At 34.3% G+C, this 16,737-nt stretch carries 8 protein-coding genes; 3 read left to right on the forward strand and 5 right to left on the reverse strand.

All coding sequences use genetic code 11. From position 1 onward, the window contains the following. The first annotated feature begins 709 nt into the window (after positions 1–709). From U0033_RS30030 to U0033_RS30040, 3 genes are read left to right on the forward strand one after another with little or no spacing between them, the layout of a single operon-like run. Positions 710–1,540, forward strand: coding sequence for an alpha/beta fold hydrolase (locus tag U0033_RS30030; RefSeq protein ID WP_072363946.1), 831 nt, complete (start codon positions 710–712; stop codon positions 1,538–1,540). A 1-nt stretch (position 1,541) separates the two neighbouring features. Further along, the gene (locus U0033_RS30035; RefSeq protein WP_072363945.1) at positions 1,542–2,027 is read left to right on the forward strand and encodes an RNA polymerase sigma factor; all 486 of its coding nucleotides are present in this window, start codon (positions 1,542–1,544) and stop codon (positions 2,025–2,027) included. Beyond that, on the forward strand, positions 2,024–2,599 hold the full coding sequence (locus U0033_RS30040) for a hypothetical protein (protein ID WP_072363944.1): 576 nt from the start codon (positions 2,024–2,026) through the stop codon (positions 2,597–2,599). The genes U0033_RS30035 and U0033_RS30040 overlap by 4 nt, the downstream gene beginning before the upstream one ends. Before the next feature lie 533 nt (positions 2,600–3,132). Here U0033_RS30040 and U0033_RS30045 read toward each other — a convergent pair. The 5 genes from U0033_RS30045 to U0033_RS30065 all read right to left on the reverse strand — a co-directional run bounded on the left by U0033_RS30045 (position 3,133) and on the right by U0033_RS30065 (position 16,632). Next, positions 3,133–10,056, reverse strand: a complete 6,924-nt coding sequence (locus tag U0033_RS30045) for an AAA domain-containing protein (protein WP_072363943.1) — start codon at positions 10,054–10,056, stop codon at positions 3,133–3,135. 895 nt (positions 10,057–10,951) lie between these two features. Continuing rightward, the gene (locus U0033_RS30050; RefSeq protein WP_072363942.1) at positions 10,952–12,415 is read right to left on the reverse strand and encodes a class I SAM-dependent DNA methyltransferase; all 1,464 of its coding nucleotides are present in this window, start codon (positions 12,413–12,415) and stop codon (positions 10,952–10,954) included. After that, entirely contained in the window at positions 12,412–13,272 is an 861-nt protein-coding gene (locus tag U0033_RS30055) for an HNH endonuclease family protein (protein ID WP_072363941.1), read from the reverse strand. Before U0033_RS30055 ends, U0033_RS30050 begins: the two co-directional genes overlap by 4 nt. After that, positions 13,269–14,870, reverse strand: a complete 1,602-nt coding sequence (locus U0033_RS30060; protein ID WP_072363940.1) for an ATP-binding protein — start codon at positions 14,868–14,870, stop codon at positions 13,269–13,271. The genes U0033_RS30055 and U0033_RS30060 overlap by 4 nt, the downstream gene beginning before the upstream one ends. Beyond that, positions 14,860–16,632: a restriction endonuclease subunit S gene (locus U0033_RS30065; RefSeq protein WP_143150858.1), complete on the reverse strand. Its 1,773-nt coding sequence runs from the start codon at positions 16,630–16,632 to the stop codon at positions 14,860–14,862. Before U0033_RS30065 ends, U0033_RS30060 begins: the two co-directional genes overlap by 11 nt. Between the last annotated feature and the right edge of the window lie 105 nt (positions 16,633–16,737).

Raw genomic sequence — 16,737 nt, forward strand, 5'->3', positions numbered from 1 at the left:
GGCTTGAATCGGTTCGGAAAAGAGATAAAAGTATTCCAAAAACGTTGTTTGTAAGAAAGAGATTTATGCCGAAGGATTAGGTTCCACATATAAACTTATTCAACTAGAACCAATTCCAGAGGTGACTTTGGAGAGCAGTGGAGAATCCGGAATCGAACCCACAGGAGCATGATTGTAAATGACTTATAAAATGGCTATAAATACGGTAAAACAGAAAATCCGCTACTAGAGCGGATTTTCTGTTTTTGTGCCCAGTAGCGGAGTGTTATCGAACCAAATTAAATCGATATTAAATAAGTTATGTGGAGAAAAGATTTAATCTTCTTGTTAATACGGCTATTATATTGGAACCTACCGATTGTGCAGACTGTTACTATTACTTAAATCCTAAAATTTGAAATTTGATCTGGCAAGGCAGTTTTAAAAACTTCATGGTAGTGAACTATCTGATCTTTGCCAAAATAGGATCGCATCTCTTTAAAATGCAATATCTTATCTAATTCCAGCAACATTATTTGACTACTTGGCCCTGGATTTTATTGGAGAGTATTATAATAATAAGAGACCAGAAGGCGGACAAAAAATGGAGGGCAGGCCAACGTAATTGCCTTAATAGGCGATATTAATTCCACCTCAATCATCTTTTTTTAAAAATCCGGTAACAATTTGATAGTGGCTGCATCTAATAAGAAACAATAAAATCTTCAATATGAAATTCAGATCCCTCATTTTAAGTTTATTATTTATTTTGTGTTCCTTCAAGGGACAGGCGCAGTCAGCTTTTAATGTAAAGGTTGTAGGAACAGGAAGTCCCATCCTGTTATTCCCCGGTTTTGGCTGCACGGGTGAAGTATGGCAGGGAATTACCGGCGAATTATCCAAACATTATGAGTGCCACATTTTCACCTTTGCAGGCTTTGGAGATGTTCCCCCTATCGGTAGGCCTTGGTTGTCAACTATTAAAGAAGCAGTGATTCAATATGTGAACAGTCATAAAATTCGGAGCGCCACTATCATTGGGCACAGCCTGGGCGGTACACTGGGATTGTGGCTGGCAGAAACTGAGCCAACAATGTTCAAAAAAATCATAGTAGTGGATGCCTTACCATGTACAGGAGCTTTGATGATGCCTAACTTTAAGCCGGAAAATATAGGATATGATAATCCATATAACCAAAGGATACGGGAAATGGATAGTACAACATTTCGCGAAATGGCCAAACAACAGGTAGCGTATATGATGTTGAATAAGGAGAAGAGAAGTAAGGTCGTTGAATGGTTTTTGGAAGCAGATAGATCCACTTACGTAGACGGGTATGTTGACTTACTGAAGCTAGACCTCAGAAACGCTCTTATAAAAATACCGGTTGTTATCCTGGCAGCCACTTACCCCAATAAAGCGGTGATTGAAAAAAACTACAACGAACAATATGCAAATGTTAATGAGAAAACAATTTACTACGCCGACAATGCTGCTCATTTTATCATGTATGATCAACCAGAATGGTTCTTATCTAAAATAACCGAAAGCCTGAAATAACGTGAGTAAAAAAGAACAGTTTGCCACCATCTACGAACAACATCAGGCCAAGGTATTCAGGATGTGCAAAGGGTATTTCAAGGGAGAGGAACAAACCGCCAACGATACAGTTCAGGAGATATTTATTAAAATATGGCAACACCTGGAAAGCTTCCGCAATGATTCCCAGATAAGCACCTGGATATACCGGATCACTGTTAATTGTTGTTTGCAGCATACAAGAAAGTCAGCTATAAAAAGAGAAATTCCGATGCAGGAACTTCCAGATGCAGTACAGGTAGATTACGACCCAATCGTGGAAGAGCAATTGAAAAAAATGTATTCCTGTATTGGGCAGTTGGAGGCCACAGACAGATTAATTATTACCATGATTTTAGAAGCAATGGATTACGACGAAATTGCTAAAATAATAGGTATATCCGCTGATACTTTGCGGGTGAGAGTGCATCGTATTAAAAAGAAACTAACTAATTGTGTACAATTATGACATCATTTCACAATATTCAGCACCTCTGGAACCAGCCCGGCAATACAATTAGAACGTCTTACCCACTGGAAGATCTGATTGAGCTGGCAGAGAAAAATACGCGTAAAATTAAAACCAGGCAATATTGGAATATTGGTATAATGGGAATAACTATCCTGTTCCTGATTGGTTATATATCTGTTTTCACCGGACTAAAAGCAAACTGGTTTCATACAGGCATATTCCTCATGATGCTATCGCTGGCATTACGGGTGGTAATTGAAACGTGGAGCCTTGTAATCCTGAACCGGATAGATATACGTAGCGATTTCAGAAATTACACCAGCCATATCACTAGTTTTTATAGAAGCCGGAAAATAATTCATTATGTGGCCACACCTTTGATCTTTGCAGCCTATACTACAGGCTTTGGTTTACTGCTACCGGTTTTTATGAAATCTTTTTCAACAGCATTTTTCATGTATATCGTTATTTCAGGAAGCACCTTTCTTGTTGTTTTTGCAACCTTTATGATCCGGGAAATAAAAAAAGAAATAAAGATACTGACTGATCTGCGTGAAATTAATATCTAATGGATGAATGTGGGTAATTTAATAAAAAACACGAAACCGGATTGTATTACTAAAATTGCATATTGAATTTCTACATGCCCGATTTTAAACCGTCGAACTCTCTTACATTAGTAAAGCTGATAGCACGCCTGAGAGAAGCTAAACACTCTAAAACAAGAAAGCCGGAGATCTCTCTCCGGCTTTCGCCCAGTGCCCAGAACAGGAATATTATCTGTCTGGTTATTAATATCTTACAGTCGCGGAATGTCAAATTGCAGTCGCTGCTTTTTAGACCGCCTAAAGTGTGTCTATTGTTCACACTTTTTAACTCTTTTCACCTGTCGAGATAAAGGTAAGAATATTATAATAAATGTATCAAATTGATATTTTTTCACGGTGCTTGTTGGTGAGACTATGGTTTTCACATCAACATACATAATTCTACACAGATATAGTAAATATCATTCTTTAAAACTACAAAAGTTAATATCCTTCTAAAGGAAGATTGTGTTTCTGTCATTTTACACTACTCCTATGAAATATAAAAATTGAAATCATAATTTTCTTAATTGTATATCAATTGCACCTTCGTTTGCTTTAATGAAATATTTCATTTCTATTTGACCAAAGACATTTATGTTGTCATGTCCTGTTATGTAGCTATTTTCCTGAATGTAATCTTTTTGGTTAAAAATTATTTTCTCAAATTCCTCCGATTTTCTTACCACCGGAACTTCAAAATTCCTCTCATAAGATGTAATTATCGAATTTATGAATGGGTTATTTCGGATCGCCTCAAACGGATGAAGAATTATTAAATAGTCCTTAGCTCGGCTAATAGCTACATTATAAATATACTCTTTAGATAATAGACTTTTGGCATGCCCGGTGTAGTAATAGTTATTAGGGTTGGAAACAAAGAAAACTATATCACATTCATCTCCCTGAAAACCATGAACCGTATCTGAATAAATTTTTAATTTATCTGAGATGCCATACGAAGTAATTAGCTTATTAAGCAGTATAGCTTGTGCTTTATAAGGCGCAATTAATCCTATTGTCCAACTTTCACTATCAGCTAAAAGAGAATCAAAATATTTTATCAATTCTGCGACAAATACTGCACTGTAAGTGTGATAGGAGCTATACAAAAGCCTATTAATTCTAAATATTGAATTCTCCGCATTTAGCGGAAAATCAATAAAGGTTACATTCTGATTAATGAGTTCCTTGAATGCTTCAGGAAGTGGCTTCGCGTTCTCCTTTTTCTCCTCCCTATCATGTTGCAGTAAATTATTGTATGATAAATCGCTAAACAATTGGCCTACTTTCTTTATGCTTCTGTATTGCCTGTCAAGATTTTTAATTGTATCTCCTTTCCTTAAATTTTGTTCGGAACTTCTAAAACTATTAATGCCCATCATTGTATAAACATTTTCATCCTGAATATCCAATTCTTCAAGATCTTTATCATTAACATCCACTACCGGAGGTATTTGTTTCGGATCGCCAGCAATAATGAATTTTGCTTTGGGATTAACCTTGTATATAGCCAAAATTGAGAACACTAAATAAGGCAAGTTAGTCATTGATGCTTCGTCAAAAACTATATAATCCCAATAGTCATTTAATTTGAAAAGTTTTACATATCTTCCATCTTCTTCATCAATTACCTCAAAATAAGGAATACGATGTATTGTTGAAGCTAGAATATTGGTATAATTTAATCGTTGCATGGTTAATGAATCCTGATAAATATCTTCATCTAATTCTTCCAACTCTGGATCGGTAGGCTTACCAACTCTGGTGATGGTTATTGATTTTCCCAAAGTATTAAGCTCATTCAACTTGCTACTGATAATGTCTGATGAAAGACCAGAAGTATTTACTAACTTTTTACATAATACGTCCGCTGCTTTATTGGTAGGTGTTAATAGTAAATACTTTGCATTGTAGTTTTCCTTTATTTCATCTAAAATCATACTGCAAAGGGTTGTGGTTTTGCCAGTACCTGGAGGACCATAAATAAATTGCAGATTAGGGAGTATGTCATTTATTTCGATCCATTCATCCATATTATCCCTATTGACAAAAGCTTTGTACAGCCTTTCTAACAGATCGATAACAGGTGAAAAACTTATCCTGACCTGTATGACATCAGGAAACGTATTAATAATTGTCTGGGGAATGGGTTCCCTACAATAAATCAATAAGTCTTGCCCCTTTTTTGAAACTCCTTCTACTTTAATGTTTTCATTCTGACGATTTTTGACAACCAATGTAATTTTAAAATCTTCGAAATCCTCTATGCTTAAAGGAATGAGAGAATTTGCACCACAAAGCAAAAAGTATTTATTAGAAATTTCGTCATTAATAATAAATCTTTTAATTTCCTGAAATGAAATGCTTTTCTGAGTAGTAGTGTCTTGCTTGCTTTCATAGGTCAACAGAAGTTTCAGATAGGATTCGAACCAAATATATGAGTAATCACTATTTGCTTTTATACTTTCAATTAATTCTTTCCTTTCCTGTTTTAAGTTTTCCTCTTTAAATGCTGATTCAAGTGCTTCTAGATGTGAACTTTTGACTTCACTCTTTCCGGCAGAGTTTAATGTGTTGTAAATACTGGTTAGCATTATATTCCTTCTTCTTATAAGATCATTAACAGCTTCAGCAATAGTGTCATGTTCTAAAGAAAGAGCGTCACTCAACTCTTCTAAGGAAGCCTTTTTAGTGTAAAAAATTTCCTGAAATCCTTCCGCCTCGTTATCGATATAAAACATTCCTTCTGATATCTTACCTATGGAAGCTGTTTCCCCATTAATGTCAATTGATATATCATAATTCAGTTCAGCTTCTCTAAATAGCCTAATACCATTTTCGGCTTTCCAATTATGATAGAAAGGCTCATCATGCTCGGATTGCAGTTCACTCGGAACAAATGTTTTCTTAAATTTTAGTTCATCACAATTTTCTATGATGCTATTATTTAACAGAGTTGATCGTTTTAAAATATTATACCATTTGTATAACAGGTTTAAATTATTGCCATTAGCTGCCTTTAATTTATCGTGCAAGATTGCATCTATTACGTTAACAGACAATTCCTCGGACTTCAAAACTTTAAATGAATCAGTAGTGTTGTAAATAACTGTAGGGGTTTTTTCTAATCCTTTGCTGGCTAAGTGATTAATTATTTTTTCAATAAATGAAAGTTGAGAATGGTGCTTATTTTCATTGTAAATGGTCGCTTCATTATTCAGGTTTGTAAAGCTTCCTGCAAGCCCATTAATTGAATTTAAAAGCAATGTTTCATTAAACCTCTCTATTTCAATATCTACAGGTAATTCTTTGATTTTACCTGTCAGATACTTTCTTACTTTTTCAATTGGACTATCTCCAACATAAACACCAATAGCCTTAAAAAATTCCTCTTTCTTTTTATCAAATTTGCACCAGCTAATGAAATCATTAGGTAGGATTTCTTCTTGTACTTGAATGCCATTTAGAACAAACTGATTGGGGGAAATATTCAAATATGTATCCCAAGCCTGGTTGCGTTTGTAATCTCTAAGAACGGAAGAGAGATTTAGCCAGCCCTTGTATAAGTAATCGAGCTTATCACTTATCTGTTCTGTACTTTCTAAAACATCTGTAGTGCAACCTTTTACAAATAAGAAATGCGAAACGATAATATCATCTTCTGCATCATTGTAATTGAAAGCTTCTAAATCACTCAATTGTAATAATGATTGCAGCCCGTTATATCTTTCATTTAGTAAAAAGGAGGGTTTTATATATTTTTCGTTTTCTTCTGAATAAATAATTAACTGTCCTTCTAACTTATACCATTCTCCATCCTTTGATTTGAGGGAATACTCGTTAATATTCTCCTTGTTGAATTTTCCTGATAGCCAAACAAATAATAACTGATGTGCATTTTCAAGATGTTTACTTTCTAAATTTCCATTAAATATCGCCACCAATTCATCAGTGATGCCAACATTTGAAATTTTAAACAAACTATCCGCAACAGTTTGGGTTAGTAAATCTCTTTTCTTGGCTTCATCATGAAAGGCCTGAACGAGCTTGATATTACCGGCATTGTCAAGATTCAGTATTTGGGATTGTGATAAAGTAATTTTTCTATCACCCCTTTGTACTTCAATAGAATCATGGGCACTATCAATATCACCTATAATAATTGTTTGATCATCCTTTTTGATGGATATTTTCTTATGTAACGCAGATAGTTCATCCGGTGTTACATTTCCCTCTACTACTTCCTTTAATAGTTTTACGTACAATTCATTTTTCCTTTCCGCCGACCAGGTTGCATCTAGTTGGATGAATGTGAGCTTCTCTAACAGAGCCTTTTTGTCATCATAACGTTCTGGCAAAACCACTTCAATTAAATCCAGCTCTTGAACATCACTCTTTTCATCAAAAAGTGTGATTAGATATTCAATCAATATGTTATCTGATAGCGCTATTTTTGATCTATATGTACTGAATATTTCCGGTATGAGTATATATTTATTTGGATAGTAGGTATTAATGTATTTTACAATGGATGGATTAGTAGTCGCTATTTGTTTTATTTCTGAAGTGGAATTTATGTAATAGATCCCATCTGTCAGCATAACGCAATTGGATGAAAAGAAATCAATGTTGCAAACTTTTGAGAATAACAGTAAATCGTTGATATGCTCTACGCTGCTTGCTGTATCTTCTATTGTTGGCTCTATGGTTATCGATGTAATAGAAAAAGGCGGCTTATCCAAATAGGGAAGTAAAAACTTATCAGGTATATGAACATCGTAATATTTCAATGCGGTTACCTGAATCCTCTTGTAAACTTCATTAGAGAGTTCTGTCAGTTCATTATTAAAGTAGACTTCTTCCGATTCAATTACCTCCGATTTAAAAATAATCTGTTCCCAATTACGAAGTAAGTTTTTCCCTTTTTCTTGCCAATTACTTTTTTCATAAGCACTTACTATATCATCCAGCACCTCCTTCGATTTTTCTGGATTAGAGGCTATGTGATTGGCGATTTGCACCCAAAATGGATAGATGATGCCCTGATACAATTCCTCCGGCTTGTCTAAGAGATAGTTTTTATAGGCAGAGTTGTCCTCTGAATTACTTATGCAATATTTACTTAACCAAGCAACAGAGGAACTTGAATAAAGGTTCTTAAAGCAAACGTGGTTGTTATTGTTGTTTTTAAACAATTTAAGTTCCCCCATTCTTTCTCCTGGACTTTCATTGAAAGTTCGGAATGCCTCAAATATTCTATATTTCTCTGATTTGTTAAGAGTATTAAGCTTTTCATCTACAACCACCTTACTGAATAACCTTGTAAGGATGGTGTAATTTCTGACATGCGAATCATTTGCAAAGAGGTTAAAGTACTTTGGATTGAAACTAAAATCGTCAAAGTTTTCCTTCGTATATTTTAAGTCTAATTTTTGTAGTAAATCTTTTATATCATTCAATCTATTGAAAATAATAAAATAGCCATCCTTCTCTTTCTCCTGAAATTCATTTATACTTAATAGTTCCTCATTATTGAATTTTAGCAGCTTTGTATTGAACAGATTATTTTTGAAAGTTACAGCTTTAACTACTTCTGTATCTAACAGTGCAATTTCAGAAAGGATACTTGTTATTTTGCTTTCATCATTACCTATCCAGTTATTAAGATTAGCGCTAATGGTTTCTTTTATAGATAGCAAGTTGTTTATCGCAAAGTCTTTTATTCCCAACTTTGCAAATGCTGACAATCGAATACTTAATTCTGTATCATCAATCCAATAAAACCAGTTTACGTTTTGTAATCCCCAAGCCTGTGTATCAATTTCTATTGTTGTTTTCTTGACGTATACATTTTCCGGGTTGCTGGTTGTTGTAAAGTCATCTGAATTTAGGGAGCGACGAACTGGAATGTACTTTTTAAGCAATAGATTGATGCGATTGATGTATGGTTCCTCTATCCAAAGCCTATCTTGATTGGTGCTTTTTGTAGATGTTAATAAAGCTGCGTAGAAATGCAGGAACAATTGTCTGTCTTTTTGGTCTGAGGATGCTGAAAGTCGGTTTAATTCACTGTCTATTTTGTTTGCAATTGTTTTTAAGAGCCTTTCATTAATACCGTCCTCTTTACTACTGCCTTTATGTAAAAATGTACGAGAACTTCCTTTGTAAAAGGCGTTGGAGTGTAATATATAATTAAAATTGTGTACTTCTTCTGAAAGCGGAAAGTACAAGTACAGGTTTGGAGCGCCCTTGAAGTAATCGCCTATTTCATTGTGCTTTCTAAAACCAAGCAATGATTCAATGTTTGCTTCTTCGGATATTCTCCTTTTCTGTTCTGTTGTAAGTTCATTGTAATTCTCCACACCAAAACGGATATAAGCGTAGGTATCCTGTTCTGCCTCTTTATGTACAGTGATCTTTATGTACTCTAAATCTGGATAAGTAATAGGCTCTTCATTGTTTAACTGTACGGTATGTAGAACTTTTTCCTTTTGGGCTTCAGTATCGGCTGTTTCTTTCAAAATGGCCAAAGCAAATTTCACTCCTTCCTTCAGGTTGATTTCCGATAATTCGGATTCCTTACCAGATCCTAGTTTTATAAAAAACAAGGCTCCTTCGCTGTAGGTGTCTTTGTTTAAAATTCTCTGGTTATTTTTCACCCAACGTGTTAAAACTTCATATTCTGCTTTGCTGAAGGGATTTGTATTGGCTGCTATGCCGTTTGCCATTTTAGGTAATTCTTGAATCAAGTCATTTTCGGGTAAACAGGGAAAGCAAGTAATCAAGATTTTGAATAACCAGGGGTTATCGTCCTCAACATTAAAGTTGCCATTAGTTGATAGCTCGTACTCAATTTTAGATGGTATGATAGGCTCTGATTTTGCAAGACTTTCAAGATCATAATTTTTCCAGCTAAATAGTATCGGGCCTGAATTTTCATTGATTAATTCTTGTAAACCATTGTCTTTACCAACTAAACGATGAGCTAATTTAAAACCAATACCAAACTTTCCAATAGTTTGACTATCTGCTGTTTTGGTAGAGGAACCTACATTAAGAATAGAACGAATGCTGTCCAAATTAAACATTCTTCCATTATTTGCCACTAACAAATAATGGTTTTCATCAATTTCATCTTTACCCCAAACCATCGTGTAATGGGTACTTCCGGCATCGACGGCATTTTGCAAAAACTCATAAACAGCTTGCCCATCCTTCGCCATATCCAGGAAGCTTTGTAAGAAATTTTCTATACCCGCTTCGGCCTTGCCATAACCTTCTTTATCACCATGATATACCTCAAACCATCCAAACTTCTTTTTACCAGTTTTCTTGTCAATTAAAAAATTGCCAATGAAATGTTCATCTCTTGTTGGAAGGTCACGAATTTCATTTTTGTAAAAGCTGCGATATTGTTGAATGTTCTTTATCTTCATATGTAAATTATTCTAATGTAGACGTAATGTAATTGCTTAGTCCATAACATCCTTTTTGGATGGTCCTATAAAGATGTGGACGATTCTAAACAGAAGGCTGATTTATGGTTTCGGGGTCTAACAACGATCCGCAATTCAAGATTGATCTTTATTGCGGACTTAAAAACGTATAAAGTATTTTTGACACATTGGTAGAAGGGGTAGATGGATCAAATACATCTCCGTTAATAAACAATAAATCTATTGGATCACTGATCGGAATTCCTACCAGCCAATTTAAAAATTGTTGATGCTCATAGGTTCGATCATACTCATGGAATAATGGGCTGATATGCCAATCCTCGCAACACTTTCATAGCAGGTTAATTCTTACCAATATACGTTATATTTTGATCAGAGTTACGCGTTCTATATTTTATGCATTTGTGCATCGTTTAGGATTTATGATTTTTTAGGTGTTACCCTTTATATTAGAACAAGGCTACAGTTTATAATGCATAACACTGGAGGTTGTTTTTTACATGGAGATTATTAAGAGGTATCTCACTTAATTTTCGGGCAGTAAGTGACTTGCCAAAATTTGGGGACAAGAAGGTGGACGTCCCATGTTCACCTTCTTGTCTGCTGACTTATAATTGGTTTAGCTCATAGAGGTCATTTTTAAATAAATTTTTTCAGCCGGCTGTGAAGTTTGTTTTATTTGATCGCCCATATGTGGCCCCCTTGACCTATATAACACCTTTTTATTTATCTGCGAGAAAAGTATAGGCAGTGCCTTTTCCTGTTGTTCCTATTCGTACTAAATAGCGTTGTTCATTTTCTATTAGTTATTAATTTAAAACAATAACGAATGATATTTTGAACTTGTGTTTACCTTCATATCCTCATTCGTTAATTATTCCGCAACAGTGTCCCTTATTGTTTTGAAGTTAGCAAGGGCACTTTCTAAATTTTCAATAATATCATTAATTATATTTTCGGCTTCTGGGAGATTATCAAAGTCGATTAAGTCGTTATCTTTAAGCCAGAATATATCAAGGTTTGCCTTGTCTCTTGACATAATCTCTTCATAACTAAATCTTCGCCACCTACCTTCAGGATTTTCCTGGCTCCAACTTTCAACTCTTTTATTTCTATTTTTGGGATTATAGCAATCAACAAAATCTTCTAAATTCTCAAATTGCAAGGTGTTTTTCTTTAAAGTATGATGTATGTTGGTCCTGTAGTCGTAAATCCAAATATCCTTTGTTGCAGGTGTTTTACCTTTTTTCTTTGTTTCAAAAAAAAGGACATTTGCCTTAACTCCTTGCGCATAAAAAATACCGGTAGGCAATCTTAAAATTGTATGTAAATCCACATCATGAATAAGACGTTTTCTAATGGTCTCACCTGCGCCTCCTTCAAACAAGACGTTATCTGGAAGGACTACTGCAGCTTTCCCTTCTTCATTACTCAACATACTAACTATATGTTGAAGAAAAGCCAGTTGTTTGTTACTTGTTGTTGTCCAGATATCTTTTCTATAAAAGTATCCCGCAATTTTGGCCTTCTTTTCATCATTAGTTATAATGTCACTACTAGTCTTACCAAAAGGTGGGTTAGCCAGGACTATATTTACTTTTTCATTCAAAGATTCTTTTAAACTATCTGCAACCTCAATGTCTGGAGTTGTTTTTAAATCACCGATCCCATGCAAAAAAAGGTTCATTAAACATAAACGTGCTGTGGAAGGAACAATTTCCCAGCCATGAAAAGTCTTGAATTTTAAAAAATCTTGTTCCTTTTTAGAAAGCTTATAATTATCTCTGATATAATTTAATGCACCTAAGAAAAAACCACCAGTCCCACATGAAGGATCAGAAATTGTTTCCATTGGTTTAGGTGATATACATTCCACCATTGCCTGGATTATAGGCCTGGGTGTAAAGTATTGCCCAGCACCACTACTTTCTGCATTCTTTTGAAGCAAAGATTCATAAATATCTCCTTTTACATCAACAGATTCTGAAATCCAGTTTTCTTCATTGATAAGTTCAATTAATTTCCGGAGCTTATATTGATCGTGGATTTTATTTTGGGCACCATTAAATATTTTTGAAAGCATTCCACCAGAATCAGAAAGAGTTTTAAGGTTTTTAGCATAAACATTAATTAACTGAGATACATCTATCCCTAATAAACTTTTCCATTCACAATTTTTGGGAATGTTATAATTACTATTGTTATTTAGAGTATGTTCTTCTGCCATCTTGAGGAATAGCAAATATGTTATCTGCTCTAGATAATCTCCATAACTCACTCCATCATCTCTAAGAGTATCACAGAAAGACCAAATTTTTGCAACTAAATTATTCGTCATAATGTTCTTATAAAATCTTTTAACCAATTGTACCCATCGAGTTCTGAATATACAAAAAGACAAGCTTTTCTTACGCACGTATAGGGACGATCATTTTCTTTTACTAACCTTCTTAATCCTTTAAAACATTTGGCCATCATCAACGACTTGGCGGCTATATTAGGGGACTCATCTATTGCTTTTTTTGCATCGTTAATTTCCACTACACAGTCATCCCACGCTATCTTTCTTTCTATATTCAATTGGTCGAGGTCAAGGTGATAGTATAATATTGACAGAGTAACACGGTTAACTTCATATTGATCTTGACTAGCAGGAATGGGTTCTCCTTTTTCATCAAATGAAAGTAAGGTTACATCATATTCATTAGTAGGATCCAATAGTAGTGGCACTTCACAACCTATAGGAGATTCATCCTCTGCTATTGCTCCATTTATTAGATCCAGAGGGAAATAGGTTCCCTTCCCTTTAACTTCGGCATTTTCCTTTAAACGATCTCTTCTCCGTTTATTTGCGAGAGCTCCTGTTAGCCGATAATTATCCCAGTCATATGCTTTCCACCAATAGCCGTTTTCCTTTATAATCGCTTTGTCATGATTTTTAGCATGGTTTTTAGGTCTGAAGTGGTCGACCTCAAAGTCACTATTTCCAATTTGACTTTCAGAATACCAACATTTGTTATGGGAAAGGGACAACATTGCCGCCTGAAATTGATTCCAATCTGGATGATTATTAATATATTCTTTTCTGTCCTTTTCAGACATACCCTGCATTGCTAAAAGATGAGCACCTCGAATACTGTCCCAGTTTATTTCTATTGCCTTCTCTCTCAATTTAGTTATGTCAATATATCTCATTCAACACCTCCTTCTTTTTCTTCCTTGATAATTTGCTCTAAAACTTCTCTTGCTATTTCATCAAGCTGTTTCTCCTCTTCTTTTGTATACTTCCTATTCACAAATTCCTGCTTTTCGCTAGTTAATTGAAGAAATCTATTATATCTCGAATCAACTGTATCGTCATTAAAACCAATCCTGTCAAAATATCTTTTTAAACGCTCAAAAATTTTTCTCTCTTCTTCATCTAGGGGCCCTTTAGTTATTTTGGCCTGTAAGAAACGTTTTTCATTAAGCAAGTCTTCAAGTTTTTTACTCATTAACGACGGAATACCAAAAAGCTCACTAGTAAGAATTTTAGAAAAACTCATTTCTCGTGGACTTACATTCGGATTATATGCAGTAGTCTTTCCTTTTGGATCTTTCTGGAATATCTGGACCTGATTCTTTTTAAGATTACCTATAACTAATGGGTCGTGAGTACAGAATATTATTTGTGTTGTTTCAGGGCGTTTTACAACTTTATCTAAATACTCTAAAAACTTCCATTTCCACATAGGATTTAGGTGCGTATCTGGTTCATCTAAGAGAATAAGAGATTCCTCGTCCTTCGTGAATTTAAGCATACCTAGAACAGTAAGCAGCTGTTTTTCTCCTTCACTTAATTCGCTCATCCCTAATTCGCCGTTAACGTTTTCTTTTGCAACCTTAATTTTTACATCATATAATAAGTCTGAAATTTCAATGCTATTTAAAGCATTGAATAAGGGTATTTTATCTGAATACATTTTTGTATCGACTAAATCTTGAAAGGTTTTGCGATCTTTTATATATAAATAAAGGCGGCTTTGAGTTTCACTTTTCTTATAAGTTGTAGCTACTCTTTCTTCGTGATATATTGGTGCAGTTGAAAACCGATATAAATCCTCTAAGAATCTCCGCACTAAACCGCCTGCATTCCAAAACCTATCATGTTCTTTTCTTGACTTTGACCACTCAGGTTGCTTCAGTATAAACAATGCAGAACCAAAGTCTTCAATTTTTAACTCCTCTTTCAAAAATTGAATGGTCTCCTTTTCCTGATCTTTGAACATGTAAAATGCAATCAATGCGAAACTAGAATGAATATTTTGAACTAAAAATATCCTAGGAATTGAGTCAAAACGTGTATGCTTTGCTTCTTTTCTAATTATTTGTTCATAATATTTTTTTGTATGATCATAATAAAGATCCTTGAGCCTTTCGCTAATTCCAGAGTAATATATAAATACGTGCTTAGGAAGAAATGAATCTTTATTCTTATAAAACCCTGTTTTACTTAACTTGATACCGTTTGTTATAAAAGTATATCCATCTTTTGTGGAATAGTCTATTTCGATATCATTTCCACGGCATTGATATTTTATATAGTATTCAAAAGGATCTTTTGATTTTGAGATTTGTGGGGGGCGGTCTAAATCTAGGTCTCTGAAAATAACTACAAGTGCTTCCATTAGATTAGATTTACCTGTTGCATTCAATCCAATGAGCACTGTTTCCATAGAATTCTCATCTATATCAATCTTAAAATCCTCCAGGTTTTTGAATCTCGAACGGATATGTATTATATCAATTCTCATGACGCAGTGATAATAGTGATTCTGTATCTTTTTTCGTTTCTATAATTTTATTCTGAATTTCTCTTAATTCAGAATAAAATGATTCAATGTCATCCTTGTGTTTAGATCTTAACCAGACATCTTTTGCTGGGAGGGGACCCGATGCAGCTTCTAGCACTTGCAAAATAGTTTTCTTTTCTTCCATAGATTTGGGTTTAATTTTTCTTGAATTTTGAAGCTCTCTTTGAGAGTGGGAGAATTCATCTATAGTCTTTTTTATTTCACTTAATAATTCAGCGACATCAGAATCTATTAAATGAGTAGTCATTTTACCAGCAAAAGCATTGTTTAATACTACTTCTCTTAGTGTTTTACTCATGTTTTCATTCCTACGTATTGCAGCTTTTAAGTTATCTATAAGGGCGAATCTGTATTCAATTTCTTCTACGATCTGTTCTTGTTCAGGTAACGGAGGAATGCTTAATGTGAATTCCTTTATGTCTTTCTGAAATAAATGAGGGATTGCACTGCCAGAAATTCGTTCATTTACTAGCTGTTGCAGTCGTGGACCTTTAAATAGATAATACAAAAAATCTGGCTTAAAAACACCTTCCGCCCTTATGACAAGTAATGAGGAGTTAACTGTAGCTTCAGAAGGCAAATGTTTGATTATGGCTACTTTTCCGATACCTGCACCATCTTTACACAATAAGATATCATCCAATTTAAGCATTATTTCAGGGCTCTCGTTGTATCTATACTCTGAGATATGGTTAGCTTCGTCAAACTTTACAATCTTACCATAATTTAAAGAATGTACGGAAAGCAACAAGGGACCTTCTTGAGTATACTCTTCTTTTTTCAGGCCTTTCCATCCAACACGTGCTGATATTTTTATTAGCTTATCGAGCTTTGCGGTCGCCCATGATGAGATGGCGAAATTAGGAGCGAATTCAAAATCATAACTAAATTTCTTAGCTTCATGAAAATTCCCTTCTCCCGTTAACCTGTCATAAGTCTCTTTTCGGAATTTGGCTACTTGTGTTAGAAAATCATAAGCGGACTCAACATTATTTGTTTTTCTCCAATTACCACTTAACTTACCATCAAAGGCGTCTTTTAATGTTACGTATTCATATATTGAACAAAGTCTGGATGCATGTCGCAATGACATGTCTGCTTCATTCAATTCATCCAATAAGGTGCTTATTTTATCAACGATCTGATTTTGAACTTCTAAAGATGGTAAAGGTATTTTTTGATCTAAAACCACCTTATTTGTCACAGAAGGATAACTCGTTCCTTTGGAAAACTGATTAATTGACTCAATAAAATGTTGGCTTGTAACATAATAATAAATGAAAAGTGGATTGACAAGACAGGTTCTTATGACGCAAAAGCCAGAAGAAGCTATCGAGTTATCATATCTATCGTTAACTAGACTTATATTTTTTAAATACGGGCGAACAGTTGCAAACAAAATATCATTAGTTTTTACAATCTGCTGTGCACGAGAAGGGGCGTTTCTCCATGTTAAAATTTTAGCATTTTGAATTTCCTGAACGGAATTATTTATTGAATCGATATCAATGTATGTAAATTCTGTATTAGCATCTTCATAAAGCTTGTTAACTCTAGAAACTGGTAATGTGATTTCTGAAAGTTTGACCCAATGCCATCCTTCAGGTAAAACATTTATTTCTGTCTTTTCGTTCATTTTATTTTTTTCAGCAATTCCTTTTTGACAATTTTGTAAAATTCCAGCTTGTATACTGGAGTCCAATCTTACATATTATCAATTTATTATTAATAGATTATTTCACTCATTCGCTGATGGGAATTTTTATTAAGAAATTTATATTTTAAATTAATAAAATATGAATTTCTT

It is taken from the genome of Chitinophaga sancti (assembly GCF_034424315.1).
Taxonomy (GTDB): Bacteria; Bacteroidota; Bacteroidia; order Chitinophagales; family Chitinophagaceae; genus Chitinophaga; species Chitinophaga sancti.

What these genes read in the sequence shown, in the direction of transcription:
- U0033_RS30030 (WP_072363946.1), top strand. Translation starts at nt 710, where the DNA reads ATGAAATTCAGATCCCTCATTTTAAGTTTATTATTTATTTTGTGTTCC.
- U0033_RS30040 (WP_072363944.1), top strand. Translation starts at nt 2,024, where the DNA reads ATGACATCATTTCACAATATTCAGCACCTCTGGAACCAGCCCGGCAAT.
- U0033_RS30045 (WP_072363943.1), bottom strand. Translation starts at nt 10,056, where the DNA reads ATGAAGATAAAGAACATTCAACAATATCGCAGCTTTTACAAAAATGAA.
- U0033_RS30050 (WP_072363942.1), bottom strand. Translation starts at nt 12,415, where the DNA reads ATGACGAATAATTTAGTTGCAAAAATTTGGTCTTTCTGTGATACTCTT.
- U0033_RS30055 (WP_072363941.1), bottom strand. Translation starts at nt 13,272, where the DNA reads ATGAGATATATTGACATAACTAAATTGAGAGAGAAGGCAATAGAAATA.
- U0033_RS30060 (WP_072363940.1), bottom strand. Translation starts at nt 14,870, where the DNA reads ATGAGAATTGATATAATACATATCCGTTCGAGATTCAAAAACCTGGAG.